Genomic DNA, 23198 nt, shown 5'->3' on the forward strand with positions numbered 1-23198 from the left:
AAGGCCGGGCATACAACCTGGAGCAGCAGGCCGCGCGCGAGCGGGAGATAGCCGAGGCGTTGAACCGGCAGCAACAGCAAGCCGAAACCCCGCGCGGGCCGGTCATGAGAATGTGATTCACAGCAAAGAGGGGAGGGAATATGGGGACGAGGGAAATCCAGCAACTGGCGTTGCGGTTGAGTGCATTTACCGATGCACTGGAACAACGCGCCCGGCACATGGCCGATACGATGGAACGCAATGGCCAATCGATGGCGCATTCGGCCCAGGGTATCGATGCGCAAATCCGGCAGTTGTCGCAGCGTGTGGTATCGACGGTGCGTACCGAAAGCCGGGGTGCGATGGAAAATGGCGTGCGCGAAGGTATTGGGCCCGGAGTGGCGCAATTGGAGCAGATAGTTCGTTCGGCGCAGAACGCAAGCCAGGTATTGCACGCGCAGACGAAGGCGTTGCAGGCTACGCATCGCGCCGTGGTGTGGCTTTCCGGCGCTGCGCTGCTCATCGGGTCGATGCTGGCGGCCGGTGGCAGCAGCTACTTGGTCTGGAAGAATCATCAGGAGCTCCAGCGTGCCGAATTTGGCCGCGACATCCTGGACGCCACGCGTTCCGGCACGCTGAATCGCTGCGGGAAAGCCTTGTGCGCACGTGTGGGCAAGACCCCCGAACGCTACGGCAAAAATGGCGAATACGTGCTGGTGAAGTGACGAGCGGGGGCTTGATCGGCCAAGTCACGCGCCGCGTGGCTTGGCCGGGGCGCGACGCGGCACGCGGATGTTTCGATGAATACCGGGCGATGCGTGGTGTTCGTGCTCCGCTTTCAAGGCTCGATGCGGATCGGGATCATGTCCGCCGGTATCGTCGGGTTGTCCTCCGGCTCGTGCAGATAGTCCGGCAGGCCATCGTCCTCGCGCTGGTTCTGCTGGAGGCTGGAGGTGATCTGGTATTGGCGGCGTTGCAGCCAGGCGTCACGGTAAAGCGCGTATTCGTCGGCCACGCCCTCGCGCATGCTGTCGATCGAGAACAATCGTGCGCGGATGTCGACCAACTGCACCCCCTGCACGAAAAATCGCACCTTGTCCTGCTCGATGTGCCGTACTGCCGACAGCGGCGCGTCGCCGACCATGCCGAAGGCATCGCGCACGGTGCGAGGGCCGAACAGTGGCAGCTCCAGATAGCGTGAGCGGCGCCAGCCCCAGATGGCCAGCGTCTGCCCGAAGTCTTCGTTGACGTAGGGAACGTTCATCCGGCTGGCGGGGTCGAACAGGCCGCCAAGCCCCATGGTGGTGTTGACCAGGAAGCGCAGGGCGGCGAAGCCCGCATCGCCGGGCCGGCCCTGCAACAGGGCGTTGACCGCGCTGGCCGGTTGACCCAGGTTGTTGAAGAAGTTGCGGATGCCGAGCCGTACCGGGCGAGGTACCACGGTGACGTAGGCGCGTGCCAGCGGGGTGGCGATGGTTCTGTCGACAAAGCGGTTGAACGCGTGGATGCGCCGGTTGAGCGGCTCCCACGGATCGTAGCTGGAGGGCAGCTCGACGCCCGGCGGCAGGTTGGGGTCGGCCACTGGATCGTATTCGGGGTGGCCGTAAAGCGCGTTGAAATCGTCTTCGGCGCTGCTGCGCGCGGGGGGTTCGGTAGGAGCGGCGGGCTTCGTATCGGGTGCCGGCGTGGCTTGCCCGGCGGCGGTGCGGGCGGCTTCCGTTCCTTTCGTCCCGTCCGGGATGAAAGCGCCGGTGGCTTCGGTCGGCGTTTGGGTGGGATCGACGGCCACGGCTTCAGCCGTCATGGAGGTTTGCGCGGCGTGCGTCGGCGGCGCTTCGACGGGCGGTGGCGTGTGCGTGGACTGCCCGGCGCAGGCCGAGAGCAGCAGGGCCAGACTCAGACCGAAGGCGGAAACGGGGCGGAAGGTCACACGCATCGAGAGAAAGGGAAAGAAGGACGGATGGTCCCCCACGAGCGCTTAGCCGATAGCGCAGGTGAGGCGGGAATCGAGGCGGTAGGCATCGCGCAGCTCGGTGAAGCCCGGCGGAAGGCCATCGATGGCGAGGCCGCCGGCACGGGTGGAGAGCGCTGAAAGCAGGGCCAGACCGGCGCTGTCGATCGCGGCTAGCGCGGTGATGTCGAGCCGTGCCGCGCCGGGAAGAAGCGTCAGCGCCTCCCGCCAGGCGGACGCGACGACGGGACGCGTCAGCGCCCCGCCGAACACCAGCGCGTCGCCATGCCGGATCAACGTATGGGTCTCAGTGTTTGGCATCGGCCTGGATCCGGCCGGATTTCAGTTCGGCCGCGACCGAGCGAATGCCGCGCTGGGTCAGCGGGTTGTCGAACTGGTTGCGGAAGGTCTGCACGAAGGACACGCCTTCCACCATCACGTCGAACACCAGCCACTGGTTGCCGACCTTGCGCAACAGGTAATCGACCGGGATCGGCTCGCCGCCGGCACGCAGCATTTCGCTGGCCACGCGCACGCCGCGGTTGCCCGGTAGGGCGGTTTCGGATTTGATTCGCACCCGCAGCCGGGTGTTGAAGTCGAGTAGTGAGGAGCCGTAGCGTTGCATCAGGTTATCGGCCAGCGCGTCGGCGAACAGCTTGACGTCGGCATCCGAGGCGCCACGAGCGTGGCGGCCCAGTACCAGGCGCGCCGCGTAGTCGCGGTCGAACATCTGGTTGAATTCGCTGTTGATGAAGCTGCGCAGGGCGCCACGGTTCTTGGTGAACTCCGCGCGGCGGGTTTCCAGCGTGGTCAACACGCGGGTGGAGTTGTCCAGGACCAGCTTGCTCGGGCTGCCGACCATGTTCTGCGCCTGCGCGGCGTGAACTACCGGCTTGGCCTGTGCCCGGGCGTGTGGTGGCGTGGTGATGAGGAGCAGCGAAGCGGCGATGGCGAGGGAAAGAGAACGGCTCATTGGGCAGGTTCCATCTGGGAATCGGAGTGAGACTCTTCGGCGCTGGGTGATGTGGATGTATCGGTGCCGCCACTGAACATGTATTTGCCGGCCAGTTGCAGCAGATCGACCGCGGGCTGGGTAAAGGCGATTTCCTCGCCGGCCTTCAATGTTTCCTGGTCGCCGCCTGGTTGCAGGCCGATGTAAGCCTCGCCCAACAGGCCGCTGGTGAAGATGCCGGCGGTGGTGTCGGCGGGCAGGTCCTTGAACTTGTTGTCGATGGCCAGAGTGACGATGGAGTCGTATTTAACCGGGTCAAGCTGAATATCGGCCACCTTGCCGATATTGACGCCGCCGATCCGCACCGGGCCGTTGACGCGCAACTGGCCGATGCTGGTGAAGCGCGCCTTCAGGGGATAGTGGCCGCCGCCGCCAAGCGGGAACTTGCCGTTGGTGGAAGTCACCGCCAGTACCAGCAGGGTGGCCAGCGCCAGCAGCAGGAAGGCGCCGACGCCGAATTCGAGACGGGGGCCGCGCAGGCTCATCGCATCACCTCATGGGGAATCGGAAGGCTCATCGGAACATCAGCGCCGAGAGCACGAAATTGAACATCAGCACCAGCAGCGAGGCGTTCACCACCGCGCGGGTGGTCGCCACCGAGGTGCCCTCGATGGTGGGTTCGGAGTGAAAGCCGACATAGGCCGCCACCAGCGCCGAGGTGGCGCCGAAGACCCCGGCCTTGACGAAGGCGCCAAGGAAGTCCTCGCGGAAATCCACCGCGTCCTTCATCACTTGCCACCAGGTGCCGGAATCGAGGCCCAGCACCTGCACCGCTTCGAACCAGCCGGCCAGGAGCGCGAAGGCGACGAAGAAGCCGGTCAGGAGCGGCACCGAGATCACCGAGGCCCAGAACCTCGGCGCCACCACCTTCGCCACCGGGTCGATCGCCATCAGGCCGAGCGCGGTGATCTGGTCGGTGGCGCGCATCAGCCCCAGTTCGGCCGCCACCGAGGAGCCGGCGCGACCGATGAACAGCAGCGCGGTCAACACCGGGGCCAGTTCGCGGTACAGGCCGAGGCCCAGCATCAGGCTGACCTGGTTGCTGGCGCCGTAGGTATCGAGCGCCCGCCAGCCCAGCAATACCACCGAAAGACCGACGAACGCGCCGCCAACGGCAATGATCGGCAGCGAACGCGCGCCGATCTTGTAGATTTCGCGGATGAGCTCGGCGAACAGGTCGGCGGTGGGTTTGGAAGCCCGCAACACGGCCAGCGCGAACAAGCCGGCCTGACCGACCCGGCGCACGAATGCGAGCAGCGCCTTCACGCGGCGCGCCTTTCCGGGCTGTCGAAAGCGATCGGGCCGTCCGGCGCGCCTTCGAGGAATTGCCGCACCAGCGGATCGTCGCTGCGCTGCAAGGCGTTGGGCGTACCGTCGAAGACGATGCGGCCATTGGCGATCACCACCGCGTGGTCGGCGATCGGCAGTGTTTCGTGGACGTGGTGGGTGACGATGATGCTGGTCAGACCAAGCGTGCGGTTCAGCCGGTCGATCAGGCTCATGATCATGCCGGAGGCGATCGGGTCGAGGCCGGTCAAGGGCTCGTCGTAGATCATCAGCGGCGGGTCCAGCGCCAGGGCGCGCGCCAGCGCCACGCGCCGGGCCATGCCACCGGAGAGTTCGCGCGGATACAGATGGGCGGCGGCGCGCAGGCCCACCGCGTGCAGCTTCATCGTCACTAGCGCGTCGATCACCTCGGGCGGCAGGTCGGTGTGCGTCTTGAGTGGCAAGGCCACGTTTTCGGCGGCGGTCAGGTCGGTCAGGAGGCCATTGCCCTGCAACAGCACGCCCAGGCGTTTGCGCATGGCCAGCAGCGCGCGTGGCTGGCGCGGCACCGGCTGGCCGAAGACCTCGACCCGGCCCGTGGCCGGGGGCAGCTCGCCGGTCAGGGCGGAGAGCAGGGTGGACTTGCCGCTGCCGGAAGGGCCGAGCACCGCGGTCACGCCCCCGACGGGCACTTTCAGCCGGACGTTGTCCAATATGGTGCGGCCGCCGCGTGCGAGGCGTACGTCATCCAACAGCACGGCGGGGGCGGGGGATGGGGTCACGGGCAGGCGGGAGGGGGCATTCGCGGAACGCCACAGGATGCGTATTGTCGCCTGAATGGCGGCCCGCTTGGGCGCTTGCGTTGACCGGGGGGGCGTGTCCTCACGCGGCCTTGCCGAATCCACGCGGGGACTGAACGTGCCTGTGGGGCTTCGGGGATTTTCATGGTGATCGGGCGGGCCACGGACTAGGCTGGCGCGATCGTGACCGGGTACCGTCCCGCCAAGAGCAAAAGTAAAGAGGAAAGCAGGCTGGCGCGGTGGTGCGTCCCATTCTCCGATCCCGATGAACAAGGCCGAGTACCAGCAGCATTTTCAGCATTATTTCCGTCACGCGCCGTACTTCTCCAGCGGCCGCTATTGGCGCGATTACGCGCCGGCCTATGCCTACGCGCTGGATTGCTGGATTTCGTGTCCGGGTTGCCGTTTCGAGCAGGTGGAGGCGCGTCTGGCCGAGGACTGGCCGCGGGTCGCGGGCGAATCGCGGTTGGGTTGGAGCGAAGCGCGCGAGGCGGTGATTGACGCCTGGCAGTTCATCGAAAGCCGCCAGCCCGGTGCTTTCCACACGGTTGCCGACGAGGTGCCGCCGCCGCCCCGCTGCTAACATGACCGGCCCACTCTCGCGGGACCCGCACACTTGAGCGCCTCCAAATCTCCCACCGTCTCCGACCTGCGTCACGGCGTTAGCCGCGAGGATGCGGAGGAAGCCGTTCGCACCCTGTTGCGCTGGGCCGGCGAGGACCCGGCCCGCGAGGGTTTGCTGGATACCCCGAAACGGGTGGTCAAGGCCTATGGCGATTGGTTCAGCGGTTATGCCATCGACCCGGACGAGTACCTTCTCCGCACCTTCGAGGAGGTCTGCGGCTACGACGAGATGATCGTCCTGCGCGACATCGAGTACGAAAGCCATTGCGAGCACCACATGGCGCCGATCATCGGCCGGGTGCACGTCGGCTATCTGCCGAGCGGCCGGGTGGTCGGCATCAGCAAGCTGGCGCGGGTGGTGGATGCCTATGCTCGCCGCTTCCAGGTGCAGGAAAAGATGACCGCGCAGATCGCCAACTGCATCCAGCGCGCGCTGGAGCCGGCCGGGGTGGCGGTGGTGGTGGAAGGCGCGCACGAGTGCATGACCACCCGCGGCGTGCACAAGCGCGGCGTCAGCATGGTGACGTCCACCATGCTGGGCGTCTTCCGTGAGGATGCGCGTACCCGCAAGGAATTCCTGAGTTTCATCGAGAACGGCCGGCGTTGACCGCGGGGTCGTCATCCGGGGCGACGCCAGCGGGCCGGCTGCGCCCTGGGACGCGCTGTACCGCCTTCCTCGACGATGACCGCATCGCCGCCGGCGAATTGCGCCACGTCGCGCTGCGTGCCCGCGATGCCTTGGTGGCGCGCCCCGAGGGCCGTCTGCGGGTGTTCGACGACCGTGATGCGCGGCCGATCGCGCTCGATCTCGGCGGCAGCGCGGCCGAGATCGTGCAGCGGCTCAGCCGTGGCGAGTTGCCGGCGTCCCGGGCCGCCGAACCGGAGCCGCCGAAGCGTGGGCGCGGCCGGCCACGGCTGGGCGTGGTGGCCCGCGAAGTGACCTTGCTGCCGGCCGATTGGCAATGGCTGAGCGTCCAGCCGGGCGGAGCCTCGCTGGCGATCCGTCGGCTGGTGGATGCCGCGCGCGGCGCCGATCCGGCCACCGATCCGTCGCGGGCGGGGCAGGCGCGTACCTGGCGCTTCCTTCTCGCCGTCGGTGCTGAGCGGCCAGGCTTCGAGGAGGCCGCGCGCGCGTTGTTCGCCGGCGATGCGCCCGGTTTCGAGGCCGCGCTGAACGGCTGGCCCGAGGACCTGCGCGAGCATGCCGGCATGCTGGCCGCCGGCGTCTGGCGTCATTGACCCGGCGGGAGAGGCAAAATAACCGGCTGCCATCCCGCTCCGAGCCACCGGAACCATGACCGATTCTCCCGTCCAGCCGGTGCGCCGCGCGGCGTTGGTGTTCATCTTCATCACCGTGTTGATCGACATCCTGGCCTTTGGCCTGATCATTCCGGTGTTGCCGCATCTGTTGGAGGAATTCGTCGGCGGCGATACCGCCGTCGCCGCGCGTTGGGTCGGTACGTTCGGGGCGATGTTCGCGGCGATCCAGTTCTTCGCCGCGCCGGTCCAGGGCGCGCTGTCGGATCGCTTCGGCCGTCGTCCGGTCATCCTGCTGTCCTGCCTGGGGCTCGGTCTCGATTTCATCCTGATGGCATTGGCGCCCAGCCTGTCGTGGCTGCTCATCGCCCGGATGGTTTCGGCGGTGACTTCGGCCAGCTTCAGCACCGCCAATGCCTACATCGCCGACGTCACGCCGCCGGAGAAGCGTGCCGGCGCCTTCGGCATGATGGGCATGGCTTTCGGCCTTGGCTTCGTGGTGGGGCCGATGATGGGCGGCTGGCTGGGGTGTTTCGACCTGCGCTGGCCGTTCTGGGGCGCGGCGATCCTGGCCCTGCTCAACTTCTGTTACGGCCTGCTGGTGTTGCCGGAATCGTTGCCGAAGGCGCGTCGCAGCGCGCGTTTCCAGTGGAGCCAGGCCAATCCGGTCGGCTCGGTGAAGTTGATCCTGCGCTATCCGCAATTGTTCGGTCTGGTGGCGATCCTGCTGTTGTCGAATCTCGCCCATTACGTCTATCCCAACGTGTTCGTGCTGTACGCGGATTACCGCTACGGCTGGGGGCCGATGGTGGTCGGGCAGGTGTTGGCGGTGGTCGGGGTGTGTTCGGCGCTGGTGCAGGGCGGATTGGTGCGGAGGGTGGTGCCGAAGATCGGCGAGCACAATGCGTTGATCCTGGGGTTGACCTGCGGCACGTTGGGTTTCTTCGCTTATGGGCTGGCGCCACTGGGCTGGATGTTCATGGCGGCGATCCCGGTGATGGCGTTCTGGGGCTTTGCCGGGCCGGCGGCGCAGGCGCTGGTGACGCGCGAGGTGGGGGTGGATGTGCAGGGCCGCATCCAGGGCGCGATGGCCAGCTTGATCAGCTTGGCCGGGATCGTCGGGCCGAAGCTCTACACCGAAGCCTTCGCGCGCTTCATCGGCCCGGGTGCGCCGGCCGAACTGCCGGGCATGCCCTGGTTCATCGCCGGCGGCTTGCTGGCCATCGCGCTGGGCATCGCGCTCTGGCACCAACGCAGGTATCGACTTTCGTCGTGAGTCTGCATGACGGTTCAGTTTCGGCATCTCCGTACCGAAGCGCACTGCGGCATTGGCTGTCTACACTCGTGAACTGACTTCTCCGACGCAGGATCGCGCCGATGACCCGCGCTTCATCCTTCGACCGCGACGCGCTTCTGGCCTGCGCGCGTGGTGAGCTGTTCGGCCCCGGCAATGCGCGCCTGCCGGCGCCGCCGATGCTCATGTTCGACCGTATCACCGGGATCGCCGAGACCGGCGGCGCGCACGGCAAGGGCGTGATCCGCGCCGAGCTGGACATCAGCCCGGCGCTCTGGTTCTTCGCCTGTCACTTCGAAGGCGATCCGGTGATGCCGGGCTGCCTGGGACTCGATGCGATGTGGCAACTGGCCGGCTTCTACCTGCCGTGGCTCGGTGAGTCCGGGCGAGGCCGCGCGCTGGGCGTGGGCGAGGTCAAGTTCACCGGGCAGATCCTGCCGAAGGCGGAACGCGTGCAATACGAAATCGATATCCGCCGCGTGCTGCGCGGCCGGCTGCGGCTGGTGATCGCCGATGGCCGCACCCTGGTCGATGGCCGCGAAATCTACACGGCCAAGGAATTGCGCGTGGGTCTGTTCAATTCCACGGAGTCGTTCTGATGGCGGATTCTTCGCCGCGCCGTGTGGTGGTGACGGGCTTCGGCATCGTTTCGCCGCTCGGCAACGATGGAAAGACGGTTTCGGCGGCGTTGCGCGTGGGCAGGAGCGGTATCCGCTTCGTGCCGGAATACGCCGACATCGGCCTGCGCTCGCAGGTGGCCGGGGTCTGCGACATCGATCTCGACGCCCGCATCGACCGCAAGCGGAAGCGCTTCATGGGCGATGCCGCGGCGTTCGCCTGCGTGGCGATGGAAGAGGCCATCCACGATGCCGGCCTCGCGCCCGAGGCGGTTTCCAGCCCGCGCGTCGGCCTGATCGCCGGTTCCGGCGGCGCATCGGCCGAGTGGCAGATCGCCACCGGCGACTTGATGCGCGAGAAAGGCGTGCGCAAGGTCGGCCCCTACATGGTGCCGCGCACGATGTGCAGCACGGTGTCGGCCGCGTTGGCGACGGCGTATCGGATCAAGGGCGTCAGCTATTCGCTCTCGGCGGCCTGCGCCACGTCGGCGCATTGCATCGGCGCGGCGGCGGATCTGATCCGCCACGGCGCACAGGACGTCGTCTTCGCCGGCGGCGGTGAGGAACTGCATTGGGGCATGAGCTGCATGTTCGATGCGATGGGCGCGTTGTCCACGCATGCCAACGCGGATGCCGCGCGCGCCTCGCGCCCTTACGACGTGGCCCGCGACGGCTTCGTGATCGGCGCCGGCGGCGGCATGCTGGTGCTGGAGGAATACCGCCACGCGGTGGCGCGCGGCGCGTGCATCCATGCCGAACTGCTCGGTTACGGCGTCACCAGCGACGGCGCCGACATGGTGGCGCCGAACGGCGAGGGCGCGGTGCGCTGCATGCGCATGGCGATGGCCGGTCTCGATCGGTCCATCGATTACCTCAACACCCACGGCACCTCGACCCCACTGGGCGATGTCACCGAGTTGAAGGCGGTGCGCGAGGCATTCGGCGATGCCGTGCCGCCGCTGTCCTCGACCAAGGCGCTGTCCGGCCATTCGCTGGGAGCGGCCAGTGTGCATGAGGCGATCTATTGCCTGCTGATGATGCGTGATGGTTTCATGGCCGCCTCGCACCACATCGATGCGCTCGACCCGGCTTGCGAAGGCTTCCCCATCCTGCGCCAGACGCGTGAGGCCACGCTCGATACGGTGATGTCGAACAGCTTCGGCTTTGGCGGCACCAATGCCACATTGGTGTTCGGACGGGTCTGATCGGGCCGATCGTCATGCCGCCAACGAAGAAGCGCCCCGGTTGGGGCGCTTCTTCGTTGCATCGCCGATACGGTTCAACCGCGACCGTCGCGCTTGGCCTGCTGGCGGCGGTCTTGCGAGCTGATGTGCGCCTGGATCGGCCGGCTGCGCGCTTCCTGAAACGCGCGCTGTTGCGCGGTGTCGTGGGCGCGGGGGTTGGGGAAGCCGCCCCGCACGTTCTGGCCGGCTTCGCTCAGCGCTTTTACGCTGGCGGTGCGCTTGCCACCGGTCTTGCCACCCACGGGCGTGTTGGCGGGACGCTTGGCGGCGGTTTTCTTCGCAACGGTTTTTGCGCTCGTGCGGGGGGCGGGGCTGGCCTTCTTCGCCGTCGCTTTCTTCGCAACGGGCGTTTTGGCGGCGGGCGATTTTTTCGCCACCGTCTTGCGGGCGGTTTTTTTGGCCGTGGGTTTGGCGGCGGTCTCGCCCGCGGCTTTCCTGGCCGTCTTCTTGGCGGTCTTGCGTGCTTTCATCGCGCTGCCGGCTTCTTCTTCCGCGCGGTTCTTCGCCCGCATGCGCGAGGCGGTGAAATCCTTGTTGGGCGCCTTGGCCTTGGCGATCGCCGCCTTGCGGGTGGCGCGCCGCGCCGGTGCGCGGGTGGGCACGATGCCGGCTTTCTCATTCTTGCGGGCGATCTTCAGTTGGCCTTCGAAGCGTTTGAGGATGTCGGCGATCAGCGCGATCTTGTCCTTGCTGCGCTGCTGGTTGGCCGTGCCGGACAGGCCGCGCTTGCTGCCGGTCTTCTCGCGTTGGGCCACGCGCTGGCGTTGCAACTGGTCGCGGGCCTTGTCGCGCAACGCGCGGGTGCGTTCGATGCGACGGTCGAGCTGGCTGGCCGAGAATTTCCGCAGCATGGCGATGCGGCTTTCCTCGTGGAGTTTCATCTCGGAGACGGTGAGCAGCTTACTGGCCTGGGCCTTGGTGAAGTTGACGGGCATGGCGTCCTCCTGAGGGTCGATGGCCTCACCTTAACCACAAGGGGGTGACGCGGATATCGACATTGCCTCGACGCGCATGCGCGCCGGCCAGCGCTTCAGGGGGTGGCGAGAATGCCGGTTTCCAGGCTGTTTTCCAGTGCATCGCGCCAGGCGGCGGGGTCGATCCGCTTCCGGCGCCGCCAGTCTTCGTCGTAGAGCGTGGCGCGGTAGCGCGCGCCGCGATCGCACAGCAAGGTCACGATGCTGCCGGTCTCGCCGGCCTGTTTCATGAGCGTGGCGAGTCGCAGGCAGGCGACCAGGTTGGTGCCGGAAGAGCCGCCGTAGCGGAAGCCGAGCAGCGTTTCGAGCAAGAGCATCGCGGCGATGGACGCGGTGTCCGGCACTTCGATCACTTCATCGACCACGCCGAACTGGAAGCTCGGCTCCACGTTCTGCCGGCCGATGCCTTCGATCAGGCTGAGGCAATCGACGTGCGCGGCGCGGTCGTGCGTCGGCCATGCTTTCGCGTAGACCATGCCGGCGGGTTCGGCCACGCACAGCCGCGTGGGCAGGCCGCGGTAACGCAGGTAGCGGCCGATGGTGGCGGAGGTGCCGCCGGTGCCGACGCCGCAGACGATCCATGCCGGCGCCGGATGCGGTTCGCGTTGCAACTGGCCGAGGATCGATTCGGCGATGTTGTTGTTGCCGCGCCAGTCGGTGGCGCGTTCGGCCAGGCCGAACTGGTCGAGAAAGCAGGCGCCGGTGGCGGCGATTTCCTTCGCGCGCTCCTGCGTGCATTTGCCCGGCGGGGTGAGGTCGCATTGTCCGCCCAGCGCGCGCACCGCTTCGATCTTGCCGGGCGCGGTGCAATCGGGCATCACCGCGGTGAATTGCAGGCCCAGCAGGCGCGCGAACCAGGCTTCGGAAATCGCCGTGCTGCCCGAGGAGGCGTCGACCACCGCCTGTCCCGGCATCAGGCGGCCGTTGCACAGCGCATAGAGGAACAGCGAGCGGGCGAGGCGGTGCTTGAGGCTGCCGGTGGGGTGCGCGGCTTCGTCCTTGAGATAGAAATCGATGCCGGGAAACCCCGGAAAATTCATGTGCAGCAGGTGGGTGTCGGCCGAGCGCGCGGATTCGCGCTTGAGCGCGGCGATGGCATCGGCCACCCATTGGCGTTCCTGTTGTGGGGACATGGCGGACTCTGCGGTGGCGATGCGCCATTATCCACCGTTCATGGCGGCCGAATTTCAGGTGGCGAGCGTGGCGATCCGCTTCTCCAGGTGGCGGAAATACAGCTCGATGTAGCTGATGCCGTTGTGGCGGTCGATCAGCCACGGGTTCATCAGCGTGTGGCGCAGGATGACCAGGTGATCCTCGGCGTCCTCGGGCGCGGCGGCATCCAGGCCGAGCGCGTCGAGGATGCGGCGCATCCCGGCCTCGCCCAGCGCCCGCGGCCTGAGCGTGGTGGCCGAGCCGAAGAAGCTGCGGTCCTGCAACGGCGTGCCGGGATCGATGCGCAGTTCGTCGTGCAGACGGCGCGCGAAGGCGTTGGCGATTTCGATGCGGCGGTTGCCGGCGGGGTTGAAGGCCACGCAGACCAGGTTGCTGTCGGGCGGGAACGGCACGATCACGCGCGCCCGCTCGCGCACGCGTTCGGCGAAGGCCAGCGCGGCGGCGTGGAAGGCTTCCGCCGATTTCACCGTTTGCGCGGGCAGCAAGCCGAAGTGGGCATGGTCGAGCGGCAGCACTTTGTGGGTGACGTAGACCGCGGCCACGTTGGCGCCGGGTTTCGAGCCTTCGGGAATGAACTGGCCGAGGTTGCGGTAGCGGGCGCGGTAGCCGCGCCGGGCGTGGTCGTGGAAGACGTAATCGGCGGATTCGGCCAGCAACGCCATCGCCCGGTGGTCGCGGCAGAGGAAGGCGCCGGCGCCGTAGGGGAGATAGCCGAGTTTGTGCGGGTCGATGGTGATCGAGTTGGTCTCGGCCAGGGCCGCCGCCGCCGCGTGCACGCCGGCGCTCGGGAAGTGGGTGAAGTCGCGCGCCACTTCCTCGCGCGGGCGCGCCGAGCCGTCTGGGCGGCGAAACAGGGTGGCCAGGTAGCCGCCCCAGGCGGCGTCGACGTGCACCGAGAAGCCGAGGCCATCGGACAGCGCCGCGTCGCGCGCGGCGACGAGCCCGTCGATCGGATCGACCGTGCCGTATTCGGTGGTGCCGAACACGCCGACGGCCATCAGCACCGGCTGCCGCGCGCGGCAGCAGCCGGCCAGGGTTTCGCGCAGCGCATCGATGTCCAGCCGCATCTCGCGCTCGGGCATCAGCTTGAGTTGCGCGCGACCCAGGCCGAGTAGTTTCATCCCCTTCGACCAGGAGTAATGCGCGGTGATCGGCGCCAGCACCCAGGGCACCTTCAGTTCGGGATGGATGGCGAAGAAATCCACCAGGCCACGGCGTTCGATGCGCTCGGCTTCCACCTTCGCTTTCCAGGCGCGGTGTTCGCGCGGCGGCAGCGTGGCCAGCCAGGATTTCCAGCGGCTGACCAGTCCAGTGGCGGCGGGGGGGCCGAGGTTGAACGCGGCCCAGTCGTCTTCCGGCACGCCGATCTCCGGCACGCCGGCCGCGCGCAAGGCCACCGGGAACGCCTTCAGCGCCAGGGCGAGACGCAGCGCCTGGTAATTGGCCAGCGTGCCGCCGGAGGTGAGGTGGCCGAAGGCGCATGCGTCGATCTCCGGGTCGTGCGGGTAGCCGACCATCCGCGCCAGTTGCAGGCCGACTTCCACTTCCAGATCGACGGTGACGGGCGCGGCGTCCTCGCTGACGTTGTTGGGGTTGTAGGGCAGGGTGAGGATCTGCGCGGCCAGCCCCGGCAGCAGCAGGTCGCTGGCCATGTGGCCGATGTAGCGCGGGCTGTGGAACGGCACCGATTTCTTCAGCGCGGCCGAAAGCGCGTGCAGCTCGCGGCGCAGGCGTGCTTCGAAGGCGCGGTAGCCGGGGGCGAACGCGGCGTCGGTGGGGATCGCCGGCGGGTCTTCGGGGTGGAAGTTGCGCCGCCAGTAGACGTGATCGCGGAGGAACTCGACGACGAGTTTTTCGAGCAGCCCGTCGTTCTCGCCGTAGGGGCCGAGGAAGCAGGCGTCGAGCAGGCCGGGTGCGTCGTCTGGGGCTTGGGTGTTCATCGCGCGAGTCGTGGCGGGTGGGCGGCGATTATCGCGGCGATGGCGGGGCGCGGGTTGAGAATGATCAGATGTCAGCCAAACCAGCGCAGCGCCCAGCCGAGCGGATGGTGCAGGCGGGCGATGCCGTACATCCAGAACACCGTGGCGAGCGCGGCGAGGTAAAAGCCCAGCCGCCGGGCGCGCGGGAAGGATGCGCGCATCGACAGGATGCCGAAGACCACGTAGACCACCAGAAGCCCCAGCTTGACCGCTAGCCAGCCGTTGGCGAACAGCGCGCCGGGCAGGATGGTCAGCAGCATGGCCCCGGAAGTCAGCAGGGCGGTATCGATCGCGTAGCTCGCATAGCGGGCCGCGGCATGGCGTGGCCAGCGCGCGCTGAACAGGGAGAAGCCGCCGCGCAGCGCGAACAGCGCGACCGACGACATCACTAGGTGGACATGGGCGGATTTGATCTGTGGATAGAATTCGATCATCGCGCCATTATCCGGGTTTGCCGTCGCGGCGTGGGCGCAGATAGATGCCGGCATTGCGCACGACCCACGGCAGGAAGGCGATGAGCCAGCCCAGCGCGGCGATGGCCTGCCACAGGGCGGCATCGGGCAGCATTTCGCCGATCACCCGCACGGCCGCCACCAGTTGCAGCAGGGCGAAGGCGAACCAGCCGGCTTTCGGCATCGTGAGCGGCTGGCCGGAATGGCCCTGCGTTACCCGCGTCACCATCGCCACCAGCAGCGAGCCGAAGAAGCCGACGTAGAGCGCGTGCGCCGGGCCGCGGCCTAACAGGAATTCCCCGGTGGTCGCCAGCAGCGCGCTTTGCATCGCGTATAGCGCGAAGGCCAGCGGCAGCCAGGCGAAGCCGATGAACAGCACCCAGAGGAGGCCGGGGGCGTCGTTGCGCGGCCACCAGCGAAACAGCACGTAGCCGGTCAGGAGCGCCATCGGCAGGTCGACGATCCACAGCCACGGATACGCATGCGAGAGCTCCAGCGCCAGGTGGGCAAGACACAGCGCCCAAAATGCCGAGAGCAGCCACAGCGGCCGCCACGGCAGGTAATTCTTGACCACGTTGCCGGCGAAGAACGGGAACATGCGGTGGGCCACGCTGAAGTAGACCGGCAGCAGCAGGCCGAAGGTGCCGAGCTTGATGGCGAAGAACATCGCCCGGGCGTGGCCGGTGTAAAGGAAGGCCAACGCCAGGACGAGCCCGGCCAGGCCCAACGCCATCGCGGCGAAGCACGACACCGCATGCCAGGTCGGGCCGCGGCCGGCGCGGCGCTCGGCCAGCAGCACCCGCGCGAGCTGCGCCAACCCGTAGGCCCAGCCGGCCAGCGCCATCAGCCAGCCCGCCCAGACGCCGACGTCGCGGCCGGTCAACATGCCGCCGATGACCGCCAACTGCCCGCCGAAAAGGCCGATGCCGACCGGCAGGTAATGCCAGCCCTTCAATTCCGGCAGGCCCATCCAGCGCGGGAACACGGTCAGCAGGAAGCCGAACATGAACGGCGGCAGCAACTGGTACTGCATGACGATGGCGTGTACCCAGCCGCCATGCACGGGGGCGGGCGGCAGATGGCCCGGCGGCCAGCGGGCGTCGATCAGCCAGCAGGTCCACCAGGCCATCGCCAGCAGCACGTTGAGCGCGCCGACGAAGAACAGCAGCCGATGGGGCGCGGCGGCCAGCCAGCGCGGCGAGAGGTCGTGCGGGAAGTGCGACATGGCGACAGTCTGGCCGCCGCCATGCCGGAGCCGCATTGATGCAGGTCAGGTGGTGGCGAGAACATGGATGGGCGACGTGCGCCGGGGCCGCCCGGACTGGATCGCCGACCAGGCCCGGCGCGCGGGATACGGCCCGGCGCGTCGAAGCGCCCCGCTACGACAGGGCGCTTCGGCCATCATCATGAACTTGCCGCCGGCCTATGGGGTTCGCCAAGTCAGGCCGGCGTAGATGCCGCGACCGTCACCGGGGAAATAGTAGGCGCCATCCCGGCCCCGCGCGTTGGCCTGCACGGCGGTCGTGGCCACGTATTTGCGGTTGGTCAGGTTGCGTCCTTCCACGAACCATTTCCAGCCGCCGCCGAATTCACCGTCGAGCGTGAGCCCGAGCAGCGCGAAGCCGTCGGCGGAGACGGTGTTGGCATGGTCCACCCAGGTGCGGGAAGGCTGCCAGTCGAGGCTTGGCGAGACCTTGAGGCGGCTGGTGGCTTGCCATTGCAGCTCGGTGCGCAGTAGGTGCGGGGGAATGCCGGCCAGGCGGCGGCGCCCGTAGACCGGGTCGCCGTCGAAACGGAAATCGTTGTAGAGGTACTGTCCGCGCAGCGCCCATCCCGGCGCCAGCGTGCCGGTCGCGGAGAATTCGACGCCCTGGTGCAGCGTGCGGTCGGCGTTGACCGTACCCAGGGCCACGCCACTGGCGTCGGTGAGGGACAGCAGTTCGCGCCGCACGTTGGCGCGGTAGAGCACGGCGTCCCAGTTCCAGCGGTCGTTACGGCCGCGCCAGCCCAGTTCCATCGTGGTGGCGCCCTGGGCCTTGGCCAGCGGGTTCGCCGGCCGGTACATGACCTCGCCGAACGGAGGGGCTTCATAGCTGCCGCTGATGTTGGCGAACCATTGCGAGGCGGGCGAGGCGGTGTAGAGCACGCCGAGCTTGGGCGAGGTGCCGTTGAACTTCACGTCGTAGCTCGATGCCGGCATGGTCAGGTTGTCCAGCTTGCGGCTGGCGCGCATGACTTGCAGGCCGGCCTGGAGTGCCCAGCGCGCGTTCAAGCCATGGGTGTATTCGCCATAGAGCGTGTGCTGCCGGGCGTTAAGCCGATTGCGGCCGGTGGGGGCGCCAAGGCCGCCATCGACGTTCCTGTTGCGCCGTTCCTCGCCCGACATCCGGCTGCTGGAAAAGCCCGTCACGAGCCGGCGGGTGAGCGCCTGGGTGCCGAATTCGGCGGCTAGCCGGGAATCCAACCCGGTGTTGCGCAGATCCTGCTGGAGGATGCCGAAGACCATGGCGTGGAAGCGGTCGCGGCCGCTGCTGTAGAGCGATGTCGTCCAGCGCAGATCGGCATCGGGCTGCCAGTCCAGCCGGAGCGCGCCGCGCGTCTGCGTGTAGTCGTTGCGGGCATTAAGCGACACGTAGCGTGGCGCGGCCTGGCGCGGATCGGCGTCCATCGCCGCGCGCGTGAGGCTGCCTGGCATCCGTAGCGCGGAATCGACGTAGGAAAGGAAGCCCCGCAGTTCGAGGCCGTCGGACAGGCGCGCGCCGAGGTTGCCCGAAAAACGGCCGGTGCGGTACGAGGATTGCTCGCGCCAGCCGTCCTGCTCGCTGTGGCTCAGGCTGGCGAAGCCGTCCATCCGTTTGCCCTGGTGGGCCAGTTGGGCGTGCGCCTGGCGCTGGCCGAAGGCGCCGGCCTGTACGCGCAGTGCGGCCGCTGGCGCGGTCAGGCCGGTGGGCGAGACGAAGTTCACCGCCCCGCCCAGGCCGTTGGCGCCGTATTCCAAGGCATTGGCGCCGCGCCAGATTTCGATGTGGCGCGTCGCGACGGGGTCGATCGCCTGGAAGTCGCCGGCGCCGTCGGTGTGGTTGAGGGGGATGCCGTCCTGGTAGAGCTGGATGCCACGCAGGAGAAAGCCGCGTTGAACGCCGGAGCCGCGGATGGACAGGCGCGCGTCCTGCCCGTGGCGGGTCTGCGCCAGCACGCCGGGCGCGTAGGCCAGGGCGTCGACGGCGGTGGCCGCGCGGCCGTCGAGATAGCTCCGTGCATCGATGACGGCGGTGGCGCCGGCGCGCTTGGCCAGCGCCGCTCTCGATTCTTCGAGCGCCTTGGCGGCCTGGGCGTCCGTCGATGCGGAGCCTCGGACCTCGACCCTCGACAGGGACACGGGAGGCCGCGCCGACGCGGGCTGGGCAAGCCCCAGCGCGCCGACCACGGCCACCGCGCAGAGTGAAAGCGAAAAACGATGTTCCATGGAATGTGTCTTCTGTGTTCTTTAAAGTTTCTTCGTCTTTGCGAGATGGGGGGGCGTCGCTCGACGGTTCACTTCGCGGTCTCCGCCCGCGCGGGGTGGACGGAGACCGCGAACAGGTGCTTACAGAGACCACTTCACCGCCGCGTAGAACGAACGGCCCGGCCCCGGAACCGGGATGCCCCAGGCGATCGCGTTGATGCCCATGGTGCGGCCCTGTCCCAGGTACAGGCCGCCGGTCGGCAGCGCGTACAGGCGGTTGAAGACGTTTTCCACGCCGAGGTCGAAGCGCCATTGCTTCCAGGTGTAGGCGCCGCGCAGATGCAGCAGTCCGTAGCCCGGCGTCGGCACTTCGTTGCGCACCGTCGAGACGCGGGTCTTGGCCTGCACGCCTTGCAGTTCGATGCCGCTTTCCCAGCCGCCGAGGCGGTGGCCCAGTGTGAGGCGCGCGTTCGGCGGCATCACGTTGTAGAGCGGCTGGCGGGTGTCGCGGTTTTCGCCGCGTTGCCAGTTGGCGATGGCCTTGAGGTCGAAGCGGCCGAAATCGCCTTCGGCCAGCCGCGCGTCGGCGGCCAGATCGACGCCGTACAGGCGCGCCGACTGGTTGGCGAAGCGCAGCACGTTGAACTGGTTGGGGCGGCCGTTGCGGGGCAGGGGCAGCATGAGGGCATCGACGTAATCATCGACACGGGTGGCCCACGGCGTCACCCGCAGGCGATGCGACGGCTGGCTGCCCTCGCCGTGCCAGTCGAGGCTGATCGCGGCGGTGGTGGCCTTTTCCGGGGCCAGTTCGGGGTTGCCGACGTAGCCGTTGCCGTCGCCGGCGGTGTTGTTCATGATCGCCGCCATCGCCCAGGTCGACCAGGCATAGCGCTCGTAGAGATTGGGCGTGCGGGTCTTGTGGGCGAGACCGGCCTCGATGTCCAGCGTCTTCGCGGGCGTCCAGCGCAGTAGCGCGGTGGCGTCGAAGTGGCGGTCGCGGCGGTGGCGCGGGCCGGCGTTGAAGGCGGCGTCGTCGCGGGCGGTCATCATGTAGGAGCCGGGCGGGGCGGGGTCGGTGTCGTAGCCCTGCACCGTGCCGGCGCGGGTGCGGATGACGTCGTGGCGCAGGCCGATGAGCGCGCTCCACGCGGGCGAGAAGCGACCTTCCCATTCGGCGTAGAACGAGGCGCGGTTGCGCCGGCCGTCGCGGATGTTCCAGAAGCTGTCCGGCCACATGCCGCCGCCGGACGGCGGCCACCAGTCGTCCAGCGCGTACTGCTGCCATTCGGCGCCCAGGCGCAGCACGTCGGCCTCGCGCAGGTTGAGGCTCATCGCCAGGGTGGCGGCGCGGGTGCGGCTGGCGGTTTCCATCGGCATGTCGGCGGCGCACGCCGGGCCAATCGGGGAACAGGGGCGGGTGTAATCCTGCGTGCCGGGCACCATCGATTGCCTCCCGTACCAATATTGGCGATCCGGCCCGAAGCCCATCGAATGGCGCAGGCGCTCCTGCCAGACGCGCGCTTCCACCGCGCCCCAGCCGAAATCGCCCTGGTAGGCGAGCTGCCAGCGGTTCTGCGTGTTGGCCAGCATGTCCATGCGCTGGTTGGGATAGCCCTGGCGCGGGATTTCCTGGCGGGCGAAGCTGGCCTGCACGAGGTGCGCGTCGTGGCGGAAGGCGGCCGTCAGCTTCTGGTTGCGCACCAGATAGGCGCTGGAGCCCACTTCGTCGCGGCGGATGTCGTGGCCCTCGCGGCCCGAGTCGGTGAACGCGCGGAAGTCGCCGCCGGCGCGGTAGTTTTCGGCATGCGCCACCGAGCCTTCATAGCCCAGGCTCCAGTCGGCGTTGGCCAGGGTCAGCGCGGCGTTGGCGCTGCGGGCATCGCCATTGCTGCGGTACTGCGCGCCGAGATGGCCGCCGAACTGCCAGCCGCCGCCGTCATCGGCGAAGCGCGGCGGCAGCGATTGCACCTGGATGCTGCCGCCGATGCTGTCGCCGCCGGCGCTGACCGGGGCGATGCCGGCATGCACCTTGATCGCGCCGACGCCGGATGGCGCGATGTAGGACAGCGGCGGGTTCATGTGGTTGGGGCAGGAGGCGAGGATGTCCATGCCGTCCACCTGCACCCGGTTGCGGTCGCCGGTGAGGCCGTGGATGGACGGCAGCGCCGATACGCCGCCGGCGTTCTGCACGCTGACGCCGGGTACGTCGGCCAGGAGCTGCGCGGTGTCGCGGGCGGCGGCGCGGCGCGCGTCGAGCGTGGCGTCCCTCACCTCGCCGGTGTTGATCGGCATGGGTTTGGGGATGGAACCGATCACGATCACGCGGTCGAGATTTCGCGATGTGTCCTCGTCGTCCGGCGTGGACTGCCGGGCCAGCGCCGGCATGGCGATCGAACACAGCAGCGCGGCGCACACCGCGCGCGCGATACGCGTGGTGCGCGGGTTCGCAATGGGTAATCGGGCAAGGTTTTCGTCTTTCATGGGAAAGCTCCGGTTGGGCCGCGCGCGGGGCGCGGCGATGGAGAGGGATTTCAGTGTTTGAAGGAAAGGCGCAGCCAGAGGCTGCGGCCCGGCTCGTTGATGCGGACCGGGTCGGCCGGGAAGCCGAAATCCGCGCTGCCGGCGAGGTTGAGGTGCTCGCTGTAGCGGCGGTCGAACAGGTTGTCGATGCCGCCGGTGAGTTCCACGCCATGGTCGAACTTCCACCCAGCGCTCAGCGCGACGGTGCCGAACCCGGCCGATGGCCCCAGGTCGCGGCCCACCACGTTGCCCTGGCCGAGCGCCACCCGGCGCTGGGCGGCGACGCCGCGCCACTGCACGTTGGTGCTGAAGCGCTCACCCGACCAGCCGGCATGCAGGCGCAACTGCCGGGGCGCCATCTGCGGCAGCCAGGTGCGATCGCTGCGATTCGCGCCCCAGGCCTGGGCCAGCGTGCCGCCCAGCGCCCATCCGGCCGCCGGCCGCCATTCCGCGCCGGCCTCGATACCGTGGATGCGGGCGTCGATATTGCGCACGCGCGAACCCCTGTCGTAATCGAACAGCAGATAGTCGGAAACGCGCCCGAGATAAGCGCTGGCCCAGACGTCCAGCGGCTGGCTGCGCCATTGCAGGCCGGCGTCGAGCTGGGTGGTCTTCTCCGGCCGGGTGCCGGCAAAGGCGTTGGGGCTGCCCACCGGGCCGTTCTTGGCGGAGAACAGCTCCCAGTAATCGGGCATGCGTTCGTTGTGGCCAAGGCCGACGAACGCTTGCAGCGCGCCGCGGCGGCCGTATTCGTAGCGCAGGAAGCCGCTGTTCAAGCCCGCGTCGCGTCGCTGGCCGGCGGTGGGGTTCCACGCCTTCAGGCGCAGGTCGCGGACGCGCGCGCGGTCGTGGCGCACGCCGGCGACCCATTGCGCGTCATCGTCGGGCAGCCAGGTGATTTCGGTGAACAGGCCGGTATTGCCGAGGTCGGCGTCGTGTTCCCAGGGCCGTTGCAGGTAGGTGCCGCGCCCCATGCCCATGCGCTGGGTGTGGCGGCTGCGCTGGAAGTCTAGGCCGACCGTGCCCTTCCACTGCGTTGCCGCCCAGTCCAGCGCGAGGCGTCCGCCACGGGTGTCGCGGCGCACCTGCGCGGCCATCGGCATCGACATCATGCTGTTCGGGTTGGGGGTGCGCAGGGTGTAGTTGTCCATGACGTGGTTGACGTCGTTGCGGTACAGGTCGATGCGCAGCCGTTCCAGCACGCCCGGCAGCGATTCCTGTACGAAGCGCAGGCCCTGGCGCTGGCGCAGGAACTGCGAGCCGTCCATGCCGCGTCCGCCATAGCGGGCCTGGCCATCGCCGCGCCCGGCGGAGATTTCCAGCAGCGTGTGTTCGCCCGGGGTCCAGCCGAGGCTGACATCGGTGTTCCATTTCTTCCAGGCCGAAGGCACGATCTGCCCGCCGCCGTCGCGGTAATCGTCGGATTCGGTGCGGTTGCCGGCCAGCCGCACGTAGCCCTCGCGTTGCCCGATCAGCCCGTCGATCGCCAGGTCGCGCCGGCCGGCGCTGCCGGCCATGGCATTGGCGTCGAAGCGGGTGGTGAGCGTGTCGTAGCGCTCGCGGTCGCGCTCGAAGCGCACCGTGCCGGCCGAGGCGCCCGGCCCCCACTGCACGCTCTGCGGGCCCTTGAGCACGGTCAGCCGGTCGTAGGCGTCGGGCGAAACGTAGGAGAGCGGATTGTCCATCCGGTACGGGCAGGCGCCGTGCAGCGCGCCGCCGTCATCGACGATGTTGAGCCGCGAGCCGGACATTCCGCGCAGTACCGGATCGCTGTTGCTGCCGCCGTTGCGGATGGCGGAAAAGCCGGGCACGACCTTGAGGTAGTCGGCCGCGTCGCTGGCGGGCATGGGGCTGCGCGATTGCTTGGGGTCGGATGTGGTCTCGGGGGAAAAGACCGGCGACTGCCCGATCACGATCACGGTCGTGAAGACGGGGGTTTCGTCGTCGTCCTGGCCGGCGGCGGGGGGGGATTCCCGCGAATACGCCGGGGCGGCAAGCACGCAGGCAACGGCCAAGGCCAGGCGCGCGCGGCGCGCCGTGGGGCGGAATGAGGAAAAGGACATGGAATGGCTCCGAACACGCGAACAGGCACGGCGCGAGGCCGCGCCGCGGGAAAACGCAGGCGGTGTCAGAGGGGGATCGGCGGGCCGCGCGAGCCGAGTCCCGAGGGATGGCGCCGGAGCGCCGGCCGGGCATGCCGCCAGAGCGGAAGCGGCGAGGCCGGCGCCAATGCGCGCAGGCCCAGGATCAGCAGGACCAGCACCGTCAGCCCGGCCAGCAGCGGGCAGTATTCGCAATCGTGCGCGAGGCGTTCGCCGGCGGGCGCGCCGTGGGGCTGGCCGGTATCGCCGGCCGCTGTCCAGAACGGCTGCGCGAGCTGCTTCAGCCCTTCCACGGTGCACAGTGCGACCACCGGTGGCGACCCGGATTGCGCCGACTGGTAAAGCCGGCCCAGCGTGGGCAGCCCGGCCAGCAGCAGCATCGCCAGCAGGGCGAGCGCGGTCAACGGAGAGGGGGAGCGAAGTCTGTGCATCGAAAAAGGCCGGGGCGTCAATCCGCCCCGGCCCATATTATCGCCGCAGTGATGCTGGCGATGTTTGACGCAAATCAC

At 68.4% G+C, this 23198-nt stretch carries 22 protein-coding genes; 7 read left to right on the forward strand and 15 right to left on the reverse strand.

Annotation, left to right across the window (positions count from 1 at the left end):
• Positions 1-140: 140 nt before the first annotated feature.
• Entirely contained in the window at positions 141-704 is a 564-nt protein-coding gene (locus EBB59_RS08985) for a hypothetical protein (RefSeq protein ID WP_122101828.1), read from the forward strand.
• Positions 705-817: 113 nt separating this feature from the next.
• Here EBB59_RS08985 and EBB59_RS08990 read toward each other — a convergent pair whose 3' ends face one another.
• Genes EBB59_RS08990 through EBB59_RS09015 form a run of 6 tightly spaced genes read right to left on the reverse strand, consistent with a single transcriptional unit; the run spans position 818 to position 4990 of the window.
• Positions 818-1915 (reverse strand): MlaA family lipoprotein, encoded by a 1098-nt coding sequence (locus EBB59_RS08990; RefSeq protein ID WP_122101829.1) that lies wholly within the window; start codon positions 1913-1915, stop codon positions 818-820.
• A 42-nt stretch (positions 1916-1957) separates the two neighbouring features.
• Positions 1958-2251: an STAS domain-containing protein gene (locus EBB59_RS08995; protein ID WP_122101830.1), complete on the reverse strand. Its 294-nt coding sequence runs from the start codon at positions 2249-2251 to the stop codon at positions 1958-1960.
• Positions 2238-2903: an MlaC/ttg2D family ABC transporter substrate-binding protein gene (locus EBB59_RS09000; RefSeq protein WP_122101831.1), complete on the reverse strand. Its 666-nt coding sequence runs from the start codon at positions 2901-2903 to the stop codon at positions 2238-2240. Before EBB59_RS09000 ends, EBB59_RS08995 begins: the two co-directional genes overlap by 14 nt.
• Complete coding sequence (gene mlaD, locus EBB59_RS09005; RefSeq protein WP_122101832.1) at positions 2900-3427, reverse strand: outer membrane lipid asymmetry maintenance protein MlaD; 528 nt, start codon at positions 3425-3427, stop codon at positions 2900-2902. The genes EBB59_RS09000 and mlaD overlap by 4 nt, the downstream gene beginning before the upstream one ends.
• A 28-nt stretch (positions 3428-3455) precedes the next feature.
• On the reverse strand, positions 3456-4208 hold the full coding sequence (locus EBB59_RS09010; protein ID WP_122101833.1) for an MlaE family lipid ABC transporter permease subunit: 753 nt from the start codon (positions 4206-4208) through the stop codon (positions 3456-3458).
• Positions 4205-4990: an ABC transporter ATP-binding protein gene (locus EBB59_RS09015; protein ID WP_122101834.1), complete on the reverse strand. Its 786-nt coding sequence runs from the start codon at positions 4988-4990 to the stop codon at positions 4205-4207. The genes EBB59_RS09010 and EBB59_RS09015 overlap by 4 nt, the downstream gene beginning before the upstream one ends.
• A gap of 283 nt (positions 4991-5273) precedes the next feature.
• Here EBB59_RS09015 and EBB59_RS09020 point away from each other — a divergent pair, with 283 nt between their 5' ends.
• From EBB59_RS09020 to EBB59_RS09045, 6 genes are all read left to right on the forward strand, one after another.
• Entirely contained in the window at positions 5274-5591 is a 318-nt protein-coding gene (locus EBB59_RS09020) for a hypothetical protein (RefSeq protein WP_122101835.1), read from the forward strand.
• A 33-nt stretch (positions 5592-5624) separates the two neighbouring features.
• Positions 5625-6239, forward strand: coding sequence for a GTP cyclohydrolase I FolE (gene folE / locus EBB59_RS09025; protein WP_245979206.1), 615 nt, complete (start codon positions 5625-5627; stop codon positions 6237-6239).
• Positions 6236-6871, forward strand: coding sequence for a DUF2239 family protein (locus tag EBB59_RS09030; RefSeq protein WP_245979208.1), 636 nt, complete (start codon positions 6236-6238; stop codon positions 6869-6871). Before folE ends, EBB59_RS09030 begins: the two co-directional genes overlap by 4 nt.
• A 55-nt stretch (positions 6872-6926) precedes the next feature.
• Complete coding sequence (locus EBB59_RS09035) at positions 6927-8165, forward strand: TCR/Tet family MFS transporter (RefSeq protein ID WP_122101836.1); 1239 nt, start codon at positions 6927-6929, stop codon at positions 8163-8165.
• Between the two features lie 101 nt (positions 8166-8266).
• On the forward strand, positions 8267-8782 hold the full coding sequence (gene fabA, locus EBB59_RS09040) for a 3-hydroxyacyl-[acyl-carrier-protein] dehydratase FabA (protein ID WP_122101837.1): 516 nt from the start codon (positions 8267-8269) through the stop codon (positions 8780-8782).
• Complete coding sequence (locus tag EBB59_RS09045) at positions 8782-10005, forward strand: beta-ketoacyl synthase N-terminal-like domain-containing protein (protein WP_122101838.1); 1224 nt, start codon at positions 8782-8784, stop codon at positions 10003-10005. The genes fabA and EBB59_RS09045 overlap by 1 nt, the downstream gene beginning before the upstream one ends.
• 74 nt (positions 10006-10079) lie before the next feature.
• Here the strand turns inward: EBB59_RS09045 and EBB59_RS09050 are convergent, their stop codons facing one another.
• The 9 genes from EBB59_RS09050 to EBB59_RS09090 all read right to left on the reverse strand — a co-directional run bounded on the left by EBB59_RS09050 (position 10080) and on the right by EBB59_RS09090 (position 23120).
• Positions 10080-10979 carry a hypothetical protein gene (locus tag EBB59_RS09050; protein WP_122101839.1) on the reverse strand — a complete coding sequence of 300 codons (900 nt, stop codon included), beginning with the start codon at positions 10977-10979 and terminating at the stop codon, positions 10080-10082.
• A gap of 95 nt (positions 10980-11074) precedes the next feature.
• Positions 11075-12151 carry a PLP-dependent cysteine synthase family protein gene (locus EBB59_RS09055; protein ID WP_122101840.1) on the reverse strand — a complete coding sequence of 359 codons (1077 nt, stop codon included), beginning with the start codon at positions 12149-12151 and terminating at the stop codon, positions 11075-11077.
• 54 nt (positions 12152-12205) lie between these two features.
• Positions 12206-14131 carry a pyridoxal phosphate-dependent decarboxylase family protein gene (locus tag EBB59_RS09060; RefSeq protein ID WP_122101841.1) on the reverse strand — a complete coding sequence of 642 codons (1926 nt, stop codon included), beginning with the start codon at positions 14129-14131 and terminating at the stop codon, positions 12206-12208.
• A 71-nt stretch (positions 14132-14202) separates the two neighbouring features.
• Positions 14203-14604, reverse strand: coding sequence for a SirB2 family protein (locus EBB59_RS09065; RefSeq protein WP_122101842.1), 402 nt, complete (start codon positions 14602-14604; stop codon positions 14203-14205).
• Between the two features lie 7 nt (positions 14605-14611).
• The gene (locus EBB59_RS09070; protein ID WP_122101889.1) at positions 14612-15847 is read right to left on the reverse strand and encodes an NnrS family protein; all 1236 of its coding nucleotides are present in this window, start codon (positions 15845-15847) and stop codon (positions 14612-14614) included.
• Between the two features lie 198 nt (positions 15848-16045).
• Positions 16046-18088: a TonB-dependent receptor family protein gene (locus EBB59_RS09075; RefSeq protein WP_122101843.1), complete on the reverse strand. Its 2043-nt coding sequence runs from the start codon at positions 18086-18088 to the stop codon at positions 16046-16048.
• A 120-nt stretch (positions 18089-18208) separates the two neighbouring features.
• Entirely contained in the window at positions 18209-20548 is a 2340-nt protein-coding gene (locus EBB59_RS09080; protein ID WP_122101844.1) for a TonB-dependent receptor, read from the reverse strand.
• Between the two features lie 50 nt (positions 20549-20598).
• Complete coding sequence (locus EBB59_RS09085; RefSeq protein ID WP_122101845.1) at positions 20599-22650, reverse strand: TonB-dependent copper receptor; 2052 nt, start codon at positions 22648-22650, stop codon at positions 20599-20601.
• A gap of 65 nt (positions 22651-22715) precedes the next feature.
• Complete coding sequence (locus EBB59_RS09090; RefSeq protein WP_158601760.1) at positions 22716-23120, reverse strand: DUF2946 family protein; 405 nt, start codon at positions 23118-23120, stop codon at positions 22716-22718.
• Positions 23121-23198 lie beyond the last annotated feature (78 nt).

The organism is Solilutibacter pythonis (assembly GCF_003697345.1).
GTDB lineage: Bacteria > Pseudomonadota > Gammaproteobacteria > Xanthomonadales > Xanthomonadaceae > Solilutibacter > Solilutibacter pythonis.

What these genes read in the sequence shown, in the direction of transcription:
- EBB59_RS08985 (WP_122101828.1), top strand. Translation starts at nt 141, where the DNA reads ATGGGGACGAGGGAAATCCAGCAACTGGCGTTGCGGTTGAGTGCATTT.
- EBB59_RS08990 (WP_122101829.1), bottom strand. Translation starts at nt 1,915, where the DNA reads ATGCGTGTGACCTTCCGCCCCGTTTCCGCCTTCGGTCTGAGTCTGGCC.
- EBB59_RS08995 (WP_122101830.1), bottom strand. Translation starts at nt 2,251, where the DNA reads ATGCCAAACACTGAGACCCATACGTTGATCCGGCATGGCGACGCGCTG.
- EBB59_RS09000 (WP_122101831.1), bottom strand. Translation starts at nt 2,903, where the DNA reads ATGAGCCGTTCTCTTTCCCTCGCCATCGCCGCTTCGCTGCTCCTCATC.
- mlaD (WP_122101832.1), bottom strand. Translation starts at nt 3,427, where the DNA reads ATGAGCCTGCGCGGCCCCCGTCTCGAATTCGGCGTCGGCGCCTTCCTG.
- EBB59_RS09020 (WP_122101835.1), top strand. Translation starts at nt 5,274, where the DNA reads ATGAACAAGGCCGAGTACCAGCAGCATTTTCAGCATTATTTCCGTCAC.
- EBB59_RS09035 (WP_122101836.1), top strand. Translation starts at nt 6,927, where the DNA reads ATGACCGATTCTCCCGTCCAGCCGGTGCGCCGCGCGGCGTTGGTGTTC.
- fabA (WP_122101837.1), top strand. Translation starts at nt 8,267, where the DNA reads ATGACCCGCGCTTCATCCTTCGACCGCGACGCGCTTCTGGCCTGCGCG.
- EBB59_RS09045 (WP_122101838.1), top strand. Translation starts at nt 8,782, where the DNA reads ATGGCGGATTCTTCGCCGCGCCGTGTGGTGGTGACGGGCTTCGGCATC.
- EBB59_RS09050 (WP_122101839.1), bottom strand. Translation starts at nt 10,979, where the DNA reads ATGCCCGTCAACTTCACCAAGGCCCAGGCCAGTAAGCTGCTCACCGTC.
- EBB59_RS09055 (WP_122101840.1), bottom strand. Translation starts at nt 12,151, where the DNA reads ATGTCCCCACAACAGGAACGCCAATGGGTGGCCGATGCCATCGCCGCG.
- EBB59_RS09060 (WP_122101841.1), bottom strand. Translation starts at nt 14,131, where the DNA reads ATGAACACCCAAGCCCCAGACGACGCACCCGGCCTGCTCGACGCCTGC.
- EBB59_RS09065 (WP_122101842.1), bottom strand. Translation starts at nt 14,604, where the DNA reads ATGATCGAATTCTATCCACAGATCAAATCCGCCCATGTCCACCTAGTG.
- EBB59_RS09070 (WP_122101889.1), bottom strand. Translation starts at nt 15,847, where the DNA reads ATGTCGCACTTCCCGCACGACCTCTCGCCGCGCTGGCTGGCCGCCGCG.
- EBB59_RS09075 (WP_122101843.1), bottom strand. Translation starts at nt 18,088, where the DNA reads ATGGAACATCGTTTTTCGCTTTCACTCTGCGCGGTGGCCGTGGTCGGC.
- EBB59_RS09080 (WP_122101844.1), bottom strand. Translation starts at nt 20,548, where the DNA reads ATGAAAGACGAAAACCTTGCCCGATTACCCATTGCGAACCCGCGCACC.
- EBB59_RS09085 (WP_122101845.1), bottom strand. Translation starts at nt 22,650, where the DNA reads ATGTCCTTTTCCTCATTCCGCCCCACGGCGCGCCGCGCGCGCCTGGCC.
- EBB59_RS09090 (WP_158601760.1), bottom strand. Translation starts at nt 23,120, where the DNA reads ATGCACAGACTTCGCTCCCCCTCTCCGTTGACCGCGCTCGCCCTGCTG.